Annotated in this window: 5 protein-coding genes; 4 read left to right on the top strand and 1 reads right to left on the bottom strand. The window is 67.6% G+C overall.

All coding sequences use genetic code 11. From position 1 onward, the window contains the following. The first annotated feature begins 52 nt into the window (after positions 1–52). The 4 genes from BJA_RS29820 to BJA_RS29805 all read left to right on the top strand — a co-directional run bounded on the left by BJA_RS29820 (position 53) and on the right by BJA_RS29805 (position 6,058). Entirely contained in the window at positions 53–229 is a 177-nt protein-coding gene (locus BJA_RS29820) for a DUF3311 domain-containing protein (RefSeq protein WP_011088632.1), read from the top strand. After that, complete coding sequence (mctP, locus tag BJA_RS29815; protein WP_011088631.1) at positions 219–1,709, top strand: monocarboxylate uptake permease MctP; 1,491 nt, start codon at positions 219–221, stop codon at positions 1,707–1,709. Before BJA_RS29820 ends, mctP begins: the two co-directional genes overlap by 11 nt. Before the next feature lie 147 nt (positions 1,710–1,856). Beyond that, positions 1,857–5,408, top strand: coding sequence for a hybrid sensor histidine kinase/response regulator (locus BJA_RS29810; RefSeq protein WP_164930929.1), 3,552 nt, complete (start codon positions 1,857–1,859; stop codon positions 5,406–5,408). Further along, positions 5,405–6,058 (top strand): response regulator transcription factor, encoded by a 654-nt coding sequence (locus BJA_RS29805; protein ID WP_011088629.1) that lies wholly within the window; start codon positions 5,405–5,407, stop codon positions 6,056–6,058. The genes BJA_RS29810 and BJA_RS29805 overlap by 4 nt, the downstream gene beginning before the upstream one ends. A 68-nt stretch (positions 6,059–6,126) precedes the next feature. On the opposite strand, the gene BJA_RS29800 is transcribed toward BJA_RS29805, so the two are convergent. Then, positions 6,127–11,838: a hypothetical protein gene (locus tag BJA_RS29800; RefSeq protein WP_011088628.1), complete on the bottom strand. Its 5,712-nt coding sequence runs from the start codon at positions 11,836–11,838 to the stop codon at positions 6,127–6,129. Positions 11,839–11,916 lie beyond the last annotated feature (78 nt).

The following is an 11,916-nucleotide window of genomic DNA, read 5'->3' as shown; positions in this document are numbered from 1 at the left end:
CAAGTCGCGCGCCAAGGACGCGCGTCGTTTCACTCACAGGGGAGGAGAGCGCGTGGTACGCCTATTGCTGTTGTTGCCGTTCGTCGGCCTGATGATCGTGCCGTTCTACAATATCCGGGAGCCCCAGCTGTTCGGCTTCCCGTTCTTCTACTGGTACCAGCTCGCCTGGGTGCCGCTGACCTCGCTGCTCACCTACATCGTCTACAGGAGCGTGCGTCGTGCTGACTAATGTCGATAGCGCGGCGTTCGCCGTTTTCCTCGCACTGTTCGTCCTCGTCACCGGCATGGGCTTCGTCGCAGCGCGCTGGCGCAAGCCGGAGACGCTCGCCCATCTCGACGAGTGGGGCCTCGGCGGCCGCAAGTTCGGGACCTGGATCACCTGGTTCCTGGTCGGCGGCGACTTCTACACCGCCTACACGGTGATCGCCGTTCCGGCTCTGGTCTATGCGGTCGGCGCCTACGGCTTTTTCGCGCTTCCCTACACCATCATCGTCTATCCCTTCGTATTCGCGGTGATGCCGGTGTTGTGGAAGGTCGCCAAGGAGCGCGGCTACGTCACCGCAGGCGACGTGGTTCGCGGTGCTTACGGCTCGCGCGGGCTCGAGCTCGCCGTTGCGGCGACGGGCGTGCTTGCGACGATGCCTTACATCGCACTCCAGCTCATCGGCATGGAGGTGGCGATCAAGGCGTTGGGGCTGAGCGGCGAGGTGCCGCTCGTCGTCGCCTTCCTGGTGCTGGCGCTCTACACCTATTCGTCGGGCCTGCGCGCGCCGGCGCTGATCGCCTTCGTCAAGGACATCATGATCTACATCGTGGTGATCGCCGCGATCGCGATCGTGCCGTCGAAGCTCGGCGGCTACGGCGCGATCTTCACCGCGGCGGATGCGGCATTCGCCGCCAAGGGCTCGGGCGGCATCCTGCTGTCACCGGCGCAGATCATGCCCTACGCCTCGCTGGCGCTCGGCTCGGCGCTCGCCGCCTTCATGTACCCGCACACGCTGACCGGCATCTTTGCCTCGTCCGGCGGCAACACCATTCGCAAGAATGCGATGCTGCTTCCGGCCTATACGCTGCTGCTCGGCCTGCTTGCGCTGCTGGGTTACATGGGACATGCGGCGGGACTGAAGCTCGCGAGCAACAACGACGTCGTGCCCGCGCTGTTCAAGACGCTGTTTCCGAGCTGGTTCGCGGGCTTTGCCTTCGCCGCCATCGCCATCGGCGCGCTGGTGCCGGCGGCCGTGATGAGCATCGGCGCGGCCAACCTGTTCACCCGCAACTTCTGGAAGGTGTGGATCGATCCGAAGGTGACGCCGTCGGGCGAGGCGAAGGTCGCCAAGATCACTTCCATGCTGGTGAAGGTCGGCGCGCTGCTCGCCATCCTGCTGATGCCGACGCAGTTCGCGCTCGACCTGCAGCTGCTCGGGGGGCTCTGGATCCTCCAGACGCTGCCGGCGCTGGTGTTCGGCCTCTATCTGAACTGGTTCTCGAGCACCGCGCTCCTGGCCGGCTGGGCCGTCGGCCTCGCAGGCGGATCGTGGCTGGCCTGGTCGGACGGGTTGAAGCCGCTGCACGGCATTGACCTCGGGGCTGGCCCGGTTGCGATCTACACCGGTCTGTTGGCGCTCGCCCTCAACATCGTGGTTGCCGTCGTGGTCAACCTGGTGCTCAAGCGCATGCCGCAGGAGCGGCTGTCCCGCGAGGCAGCCTGAGGTTGGCCTCACCGGCGGCCGGAGATCTCCGGCCGCCAATCCCTCCGGCATGAATAGCCTTCCATGCGATTGAAAACGCTCTAGTATCCGCCCCGGCGCTCCGGCCGCTCGTCGGGGGCGGATCGGATGGTCTCGGGTGAGGATGTCTTGCAGGCGTGGTTCGTTCTTGCGGTCGCTGCCGGCTATGTGACCACGCTGTTCCTGGTGGCCTGGTGGGGCGATCGGCGGAGCGCAGGTGGGCCGCTTGTCTCGCCAAATTCCTGGGCGGCCGCGATCAGCTACTGCCTGACGCTTGCGGTCTACAACACCTCCTGGAGCTTCTACGGATCGGTCGGGCGTGCCGCCACCAGCGGACTGGACTTCGCCACGATCTACATCGGCCCGACCCTGGTGCTGTTGTTCGGCCAGACGCTCCTGTCCAAGGTCATCGCGATCGCGAAGGCGCAGAACGTCACCTCCGTTTCGGACTTCATCGCCGCGCGCTACGGCAAGAGCCAGGTACTCGCGGCCTTCGTGACGCTCGCATCGCTGCTTGGCGTGCTTCCCTATATCGCGCTTCAGCTCAAGGCCGTCGGCAAGAGCTTCGATTATCTGATCCTCCAGCCGGAGCGGGCGGGCGGCGAGGCGCTGCGGTTCTGGCAGGACTCCGCATTCGGCGTCGCCGCCTCGATGGCGCTGTTCGCGATCGTGTTCGGCGTCCGGCATGTCCACGCCAGCGAGCATCATCGCGGGCTGATGCTCGCGATCGCGTTCGAGAGCGTCGTCAAGCTGATCGCGTTCCTGATTGTCGCGCTGTTCGTGCTGTTCGGGCTGTCCGGCGGGCCGGGCGCCCTGCTGACGCAGTTTCAATCGGATCCGCAACTGACGGGAATCCTGAGCTTCGACCCGATGCAGCCGGTCTGGCCTTCGACGATCATCATCTCGGCTATCGCCTTCCTGTGCCTGCCGCAGGCATTTCACGTGGCCGTGGTCGAGAACGAGGCGCCGGTGCATACGCGCACCGCGGCGTGGCTCTACCCGGCCTATCTTGCGCTGTTCAGCCTGCTGATCCTGCCGATCGCTGCGGCGGGGCTCACCAGGTTCGGCGCCATGATGGACCCCGACACCTACGTCATCTCGCTGCCGATCGCGGCGGACGCGAGCACCGTCAGCCTGATCGCCTTCCTGGGCGGTCTGTCGGCCGCCACCGGCATGGTGATCATGACATCCGTCGCGCTCAGCACCATGCTCTGCAACGATGTCATCATGCCGCTGCTGCTGCGCTCGCGGTTCTTCGGCCTGCGTGCGCAGAGCCGGCCGATGACCTCCGTGCTGGTGGCGGTGCGCCGGCTCTCGATCCTCGGCATCCTGCTGCTCGCCTATCTGACGCACCGCCTGGTCAACCAGGCCTATCCGTTGACCGTGATCGGTCTGTTGTCGTTCGTCGCGGTCGCACAGTTCGGACCGGCATTCGTCGGTGGCTTGTACTGGCCGCGCGCCAACAAGGTCGGCGCGTCGGTCGGGATCGCGGCCGGATTCTGCATCTGGTCCTATACGCTGCTGCTTCCCTCGGCCGCGCCGCTCTGGCCCGCGGTCGGGGAGATCGTTCGCCTGGGCCCATGGCAGCTCGCCTGGCTCAAGCCAAACGCGCTGTTCGGTATCGACGGGCTCGATCCGATCTCGCATGCGACGCTGTGGAGCCTTGCGGCCAACCTCGTCTGTTTTCTGGCATTCTCGACGCTCGGACGGCAGTCGACCGTCGAGCGCAACCAGGCCGCCGCATTCGCCGACGGCGTCGTCCGCGAGATGGTCCCGAAGCTGTCCTCGCGCGTGGTGGTTCGCCTCGACGATCTCCGCGCGCTGACGCTGCGTTTTGTCGGCGTGGAGCGGGGCTCGGCGGCTTTCGACGGCTATCTCGCCTCCCGCACGACCGGTACCGGGCCGCGTCTCGACCCATCGGGTCTCGTCGATCTCGACTCGATCCGATTCACGGAGAACCTTCTCGCCGGTGCAATCGGCGCGGCGTCGGCGCGCGTGGTGATCGCAGCTTCGCTGGAAGGGCACTCGCTGTCGCGGCGGGAGGCGATGGCGATGCTGGACGAGGCCTCCGAGGCGTTGCGCTTCAACCGCACGCTTTTGCAGAGCACGCTCGAAAGCGTACCGCAGGGCATCTGCGCGTTCGATGCCGATTTCAACATCACGGCCTGGAACGGCCGCTTCATCGCGCTGTTGGACCTGCCTCCGGACTTCGTGCGTGTCGGCCTCCCGCTGGCGGACCTGATCGCCTTCAACGTCGAGCGCGGCGAATATGCCGCATCCGAATTCGCCGCACTCCTGGTCAATCGTGATGTCGCCACGCAGAGCTGGCCCTATCTGTACGAGCGCAAGCGGCCGGATGGCACCGTGCTCGAGATCGTCTACGATCGCATCGCGGAGGGCGGCTACGTCTCGACCTATACCGACGTAACCGAGCGTCACCGCGCGGCGGAAGCCCTGCGGCGGGCCAACGAGGATCTCGAGCTGCGTGTCCGTGAGCGGACCGAGGCGCTCGAGCGGGCCAAGGCGGAGGCCGAGCAGGCCAATCTCGGCAAGACCCGCTTCCTGGCGGCGGCCAGCCACGATCTGCTGCAACCGCTGAACGCGGCGCGGTTGTTCCTGTCCGCGCTCGACGAGAGTCTGCACATCTCCGCGTCATCGGGCGGAGTCGACAAGGAGCGCAACCTGGCGAGCAGCGCGATCACGGCGCTACGCTCGACCGAACATGTGCTCGACAGGCTGCTCGACATCTCCTCCTATGATGCCGGCGCCGTTCGTGCCGAGCCGTTCGAATTCCCGATCGCGGATCTGCTCGTGCAGCTGAAAGTGGAGTTCTCGGCGATGGCGCGGGAGCGCGGGCTTGTCCTGCGCGTCGTCGATTGCGGGCTCGCGGTGCGCAGCGACCCGCATCTGTTGCGGCGGATCCTCCAGAACCTGCTGTCGAACGCGCTGCGCTATACGCCCAGGGGCCGTATCCTGCTCGGCTGCCGGCGGCGCGGCGGCGACCTGCGCATCGAAGTGTGGGACACCGGCGTCGGGATCGCGGCGGAGGATCAGAAGCGGATCTTCGAGGAGTTTCAGCGTCTCGCGCCCGGACCGGAGAAGGGCCTAGGCCTCGGCCTTGCGATCGTGGATCGTGTCTCCCGGCTGCTGGGCCATGCCGTCGACGTCCGATCGCGGCCGGGACGCGGTTCCGGTTTTGCCGTCACGGTGCCGCTGGCGCGCGGCGCGGGGACATCGCTTCAGCGCAAGCCGGCAAGCCCGGCGCCCGCGGCCGCCGAGCGCGCGATGACGATCCTGTGCCTCGACAATGATGTGACCATTCTCGATGGCCTGACGGCACTGCTCGGCGGATGGGGGCACCATGTGCTGGTCGCTGCGGACGCTGACGGAGCGATGCTCGCCGCCGCGGCCAGTCCGCCGGATATCGTGCTGCTCGATTATCACCTCGATGGCGGCCGCAGCGGCTTGGACTTTCTCGATGATCTCAGGCAGAAGTCGGGTCGCGACGTCCGCGCGCTGGTCGTCACCGCCGATCGCAGTGAGGCGGTGCGCAAGGAGGCGGGGGCACGCGGCTGCGCGATCCTGTCGAAGCCGGTCAAACCGGCGGCGCTGCGGCGCTTCCTCGGCGGCGAAGCCCTGAGCCGGCAGTTCGGAGCGAAACAGAGGACATCCCCGGCGTGACCATGCGCATCCTCATCGGTGACGATCACCCGCTGGTACAGGCCGCTTTGCGCAGCGCGCTTTCGACCGTGCTGCCCGATCTCGACATCGTCGCCTGCCAGTCGCTCGACGAGGCGCTGAGCGTGCTGTCATCCCAGTCCGACGAGATCGACCTGATCCTGTGGGACCTGACGATGCCGGGCATTCAGGGTTTTGCCGCGCTGTTCATCTTGTCGGCGCAGTTCCCGACGGTGCCGGTCGCGATCATCTCGGCGCGGCAGGATGCCGCCACGATCCGCCGCGCCATTGCCTATGGCGCGTCCGGCTATATCCCGAAATCGCTCAGCCTGCCGGAGATGGCCGACGCGATCACAAAAATCCTCGCCGGTGAAATCTGGATGCCGCCCAATGTCGGGGGACGGGGCTCGATCCAGAGCGCCGATGTCGAGCTGGCCGCGCGCATGGCCACGCTGTCGGCGCAGCAGCTCCGCATTCTCGCGATGATCGTCGAGGGCAAGCTCAACAAGCAGATCGCGGGCGAGCTCGACATTGCCGAGCAGACGGTGAAGGGCCATGTCTCGACCATCCTGCGCAAGCTCGGCGTCGGCTCACGCACGCAGGCCGCCGTCCTGGCCGAGCGGCTGTCGTTCGGCCAGCCCGGCGGCAATTGAGCCCAGGACATCCAAACGAAAACGGAGGCCGCGAGGCCTCCGTTTTTTATTCGCGATTGGCTTGAGTGTTACCCCAGCCGTCCCGCCGCGTGCGCGAGCAGCGTGTACACCAGGCCGGTCTCCGAGGTCAGGTGGCTGCGCAGCTCCTGCGGGCCGCGGCCGTCGCGGGCGACTTCGTCGAGCAGGCGTTCGAACTCCGCGACATAGCGGTCGACCGTACCCTTGAAGTTGCGATCGGCGCGATACTTGCGGGCGACCTCGTCGAAGGCCTTCTGGCCGGCGGGCGTGTAGAGCCGCTTGGTGAAGGCCTTGTTCTCGCCGCGCTGGTAGCGGTCCCACATCTCGGCGGCGAGGTTGCGGTCCATCAGCCGGCCGATGTCGAGCGACAGCGATTCCAGCGGATTGCTGCTACCTTGCGGAGCCTGCGGCTGCGGAGCCGGTGCAGGCTGGCGGCCGCGCGGGGCCTCGCGGCCGTTCGGAGCGCCCTGGTTGGCGTCCGTGCGGTTCAAGAGGTCCGACAGCCAGCCGTCGCGGCCCTGGTCGTTGCCAGCCGGCGCAACCGGCGGAGCTTCGGTGCGGCGCGAAGTGGCCGGCATGCCGAGGTCCGGCGGCGGCAGCGTCGAGGCGCTGCCGGTGTCGCGCAGGCGGGTCTCGGTGCTGCGAGCGCCGACGGCCGCCAGCAACGGCTCTTCCTGGCGCTGCACGCTGGCGCGGCCCGCCGTCGAGACGTCGAGGCCACGGCCATGCTGGGCCACGATGCGGTTGAGCTCGGCGAGGGCCTCGATCTGGTCGACGATCACCTTGCGCATCTGCGCAGTGCTCTCGGCGGCCTCCTGCGGCATCTCGAGCACGCCGCGGCGCAGCTCGTTGCGGGTGGCTTCGAGCTCGTTGTGCATCTCGAAGGCCATCTGCTTCATGCTGGAGACGAGGTTGGAGAACTTCTCCGTCGACTGCTTGAACATCGCATCCGCCTCGTCCGTGGTCTGGCGGTAGATGTCGTGCATGGCGTCGAGGGTCTGCCGGTGCTCTTCCTCGGAGGCCGCGCGCACCGCCTCGAACTGGCGGGTGATTGCGGCGGAACCTGCGCCGGCGGTCTCCGCGACGACGCGGGCGATGTCGCGGGCGCGCTCTTCGGCCGCGGCCAGCGATTCATCGAGCAGGCCGGTGAAGCGCGACAGGCGCTGGTCGAGATCGGCCGTGCGCAGGTCGATCGTGGTGACGAGCGATTCCAGCGCCTGCTTGCGTTCAGCGAGCGAGGCGGTGGTGTTCTTGTTGCTCAGCTCGACGACCTGGGCGGCTTCGACGAGCGCCTTGCCGTGCGCGTCGAACTGGGTAGACAGCTCGCCGAGATCCTGGAGCGCCCGCGTGGTCTTCGTGTTGAAGACGTTGAGCTGGTCTTCCAGGTTCTGCGTCGCAGCGCCGTTGCGCGAGGTGACGTCGTTCATCGCCGAGACGAAGTCGGCGACACGCGTCACCAGCGCCCGCTCGAGCGAGTTGAGGTTGTCGTGCGCACCGGTCAGCACCTCCTGGAGGAGGATGTTGCCTTCGCGCAGACGCTCGAACAGGGCGACCGTGTCGGTGCGCAGGATCTTGCTGGTCTCCTGCATCTCGGTGACGGCCGCGATCGAGACCTGGCGCGACTGGTCGATCGCCGCGCGCGAAGCCTGCTCGAGGTCCTTGAGCGACTTGCCGACCGCGCCGGTGGCCATCTCGCTCGCCGCGTTGATGGTGCGGGCGACTTCGGAGCCGTTGCCCATCATCGTCTGCGAGAACGCATGGCCGCGCGTCTCGATCGACTTCAGCGCGTCCGAGGTGACGCGGTCGATGTCGAGCGTGAGCTGGCTGGTCTTGGAGCCGATCGCATCGACCAGGGCGCCGCGCTTGGCGTCGATCATGTTCGACAGACGGTCGGCCTGCTGCTGCACATAGGTGACGATCTCGTCGGTCTTGCCGGTCATGGCTTGGCCGAAGCTGCTGCTGGCGGCGAGCACGGAGCGCTCGACGTCGGCCGAGCTCGACTTGACCCGCGAGCTCGCCTCGTTGGAGGCGGAGATCAGCGCGTTCTGGGCGTTGAGCGCGCTGGTCTGGATGTCGTTGGTCGCGTTCGCGGTGGCCGCGCTCAGCGCGCGCTCGATCTCGGTCGAGATCGTGCGGATCTGGCTCGCGGCATCCGCCGAGGTCGAGGTCAGCGAGGTCTGCGCCTCACGCGCGCTGTTGAGGATGGTCGAGGCGGTGTCGGCGCCGACCGCGGTCAGCGTGCGCTCGATGTCCGTGGTCAGCGACTTGATCTGGCCTGCCGCGTCCGTCGAAGCGGAGATCAGCGTGCCCTGGGCCTCGCGCACGCCGCTGGTGAGCGCCTCGATGGTGGCGCCGCCGGCGGTCGCCAGCGCGCGCTGCATCTCGGCCGCGAGCGAACGGACCTGGCTGGTCTGTTCGGCCGAGACCGCGAGCAGGGTGCTCTGGGCGTCGCGGGCGCTGGTCGTGATCGTCTCGGCGGTCGACTGGCCGACCTGCGAGAGCGAACGGTGCACTTCGGCCGCGAGCGACTTGACCTGGCTCGCCGCATCCGAGGACGCCGTGACCAGGGTGTTCTGCGCCTCGCGGGCGCCGGTCGTGATGGTCTCGGCCGTCGCGGTGCCGGCCATCGAGAGCGAACGCTGCACGTCCGAGGACAGCGCCTTGATCTGGTTGGCGGTCTCGCTCGAAGCCGCGATCAGCGCGCTCTGCGCATCGCGGGCGCCGGCGGTGATGGATTCCGCCGTGGTGGCGCCGGCCAGCGACAGCGAGCGCTGCACGTCGGCGGTGAGTGTCTTGACGTGGGTGGCGGCATCCGAGGAGGCGGTGACGAGCGTGGTCTGCACCTCGCGGGCGCCGGCCAGGATTGAGGCTGCGGTCGCAGAACCGGCCGCCGACAGCGTGCGTTCGACGTCGGCCGCGAGCCCCTTGATCTGGTTGGAGGCATCGCCCGAGGCGGCGACTAGCGTCGACTGCGCTTCGCGGGCGCTGGTCAGGATCGAGTTCGCGGCGCCAGTGCCGACCGCGGTCAGCGCGCGCTCGACCTCGGAGGAAGTCATCTTGAGCTGGGCGTTGACGTCGGAGGAGACCGTCATCAGCGACTGCTGCGCCGTGCGCGCCCCGGTCTGGATGGTCTCGCTGGTGTTGACCACGAGGTTGGTGAGCGAACGCTCGGCGTCCTCGACATGCGAGCGGATCGCGGTCGAGATCATCTCGGCGCGGGACATCATGTCCTCGCTGGCCTGGCGGCCGCTGCTCTCGATGCGGCCGGCGACGGCCTCGACGCGCGAGCCGAGCAGGTCCTCGAACTGCGCCACGCGCACGTCGATGTCGCTGGCGACCGAGCCGACCTTGGTCTCGATGGCCTGGTGGATGTCCTGGAAGCGCGCCGTGACCGTGTCGGTCAGGTGCATGCTGCGACCGTCGATGATCTCGGTGACGCCGGTGATGCGGCGGTCGACCGCCTCGATCGCCTGCGCGGTGCCGTCCGTGAGGGTCGAGGTCAGGAGGCTGAGGCGCGAGTCGATCGACTGCACGGCCTGCGATGCGCCGTTCGTCACCGCGCTGGTCAGGTAGGTGAGGCGGGAGTCGATGGATTCGAGCGCCTGCGAGGCGCCGCCGGTGAGCGTGGTCGTGAGGTGCGTCAGGCGCGTATCGATCGTCTGGATCGTCTGGGATGCGCCGTCGGTCAGCGTCGTCGTGAGGCTGGTCAGGCGGGAGTCGATGGACTCGAGCGCCTGCGAGGCGCCTCCGGTCAGCGACGTCGTCAGATGGGTGAGGCGGGAGTCGATCGACTGGATCGCCTGCGCGGCACCGTCGGTCAGTGACGCGGCGAGCGTGTTGAGTCGCCCGTCGATGGTCTCGGTGACGGACCTCGCGCGGGTGTCGAACGACTGTTCGAGCGCGGTGACGCGGCCGCCGAGCTGCTGGTCGAAGGTCTTGATGTGGCCGTCGATCGTGCTGTCGAGGCTGGTGATCTTGCCGTTCAGCGAGTCATCGAGGTTGGCGACGCGTTCGCCGACCGTGGTCTCGAACTGCATCAGGCGCTGGTCTAGCACGGCCGTGATCCGGCCGCCGTGCGAGGTGAAGCGGGTGTCGAAATTGTCGACATAGGTCTTCAGCGTCTCGGCAATGTCCTGCGTGCGCTGGCCCATGCGCTCCACGACCTCGCCGCCGAACGTCTTCACGGTGCGGTCGAACTCGGAGATGTGACGGGTGATCAGCGCGCCCAGCGTGCCGGAATCGCGGGCGAACTTCTCGACCAGCTCGGTGCCCTGATTCTTCACCAGTTCGTCGAACGCGCTCATCTGGAGCGACAGCGAGTCGTGCGCGGTCTCGGTCTGGCTGACGACCTTGGCGACCAGGGTGTTGACGGTGGCGTCGAGCGCGTCGCTCGCCTTGTCGCCGGAGGTCATGATCTGGTTGGCGAGCCGGTTGCCGGCATCGTCGATCTTGGCGGAGAGGTCGTTGGAGCGCAGCTCGAGCTCGAGCAGCAGGGAGTCCGACGAATTCTTCAGGCTGTCGTGCACCTGCTCGGTGCGCTCGGAGATGCCGTCGACGATCGCGGCGGAGCGCTGCTCGAACTCGCCGGTGATGCGGTCGATGCGCTCGTTCAGCATCTCGTGGACGCGGTCGGCGAGGTCGACGAACTCGTCGTGGACGTGGCCGGTCTTGAAGTTGAGGCTGGTGGTCAGCCGCTCGCTGGCGTCGAGCACGGCGCGCGTGGTCTCGTTGCTGGCTTCCTCGAGGCGGTCGAGCAGGTCGCCGCCGCGCTCGCCGAGCGCGAGGATCATGTTGTCGCCGGCATTGCTCAGGGCGCCGGTGATGTGGGCGCCGCGCTCTTCGAGAGCGCCGGTGATGCTCTTGGCGACCTCGTCGACGCGCGAGGCGATCGCATCCGAGATCAGTGCGATGTCGTGGCGCAGGTCGATCTGCACGCCGGAGATGGCGCTGCGGACCTGCTCGGCCTGGCCGACCAGGTTGTCGCGCTGATGCGCGATGTCCTGGAGCAGGGCGCGGATACGCACCTCGTTGTCGGAGTAGGCGCGCTCCAGCGCTGCGACCTCGTTGGCGACCAGCGTCTCGAGCTCGCCGGCGCGCGCGATCGCGCGCTCGATGCCGTCGCCCATCGCCGCGACCTCGCGGCGGATGGCTTGGCCGACGGTGACCATGGAATCGGAGGCCGAGCCTTCCGGCTCGGAGAAGCGGATCGCAACCTGCGCCATCGCCTGTGCGATCATGCGCATTTCCTGGCCGCGCCAGACCAGGCTCGCGAGGAAATAGAACAGCATGATCGGCGCGAAGAACATCGCGATCAGGCCGGCGATGACGAGCACGCCGCCGCTCTGGCCCATGGCGGCCTGGATCGAGGGCAGGAAGCCGACGGTCAGCGCGGCGCAGGCGGCGAGCCAGACGCCGGCGAAGATGGTGGCGAAGGTATAGACGCTGCGGGCAGGGCGGCCCTTCTGGAGCGCCTGGAGCAGTTGGCCGATGGTCTCGCGGTCATCATTGGCGGCGCGGCGCGTCGAGCGCGGCTCCTCGATCGTATCGAACACGGTGGCCCGCTCGTTCGCGGCAGGGCGCGGCTCGAAGCTCGGCTCGTCAAAGATCGGGGGCTCCGGGGGCGCCACCGAAGACGCCGTTTCGTTGCGCATCGAGGCGTTGCGGCTGGTGTCCGCAGCGGTGTCGCTGATGTTCAGAGCTTCCTGGATCGCAGAAAGCGCAACTTCTGTCGGGTCTTTGACCTTTTTCGGAGTGTTCGCCATGTTCAGTCCGAGCCCTCGTTACTTGTACGCGTCCCCCCGCGAGCCCCGCGCGCTACGCAAGCCCACAGACCGGATCAT

Source organism: Bradyrhizobium diazoefficiens USDA 110 (genome assembly GCF_000011365.1).
Classification (GTDB): domain Bacteria; phylum Pseudomonadota; class Alphaproteobacteria; order Rhizobiales; family Xanthobacteraceae; genus Bradyrhizobium; species Bradyrhizobium diazoefficiens.
This window is presented reverse-complemented; position numbering and strand designations above follow the sequence as displayed.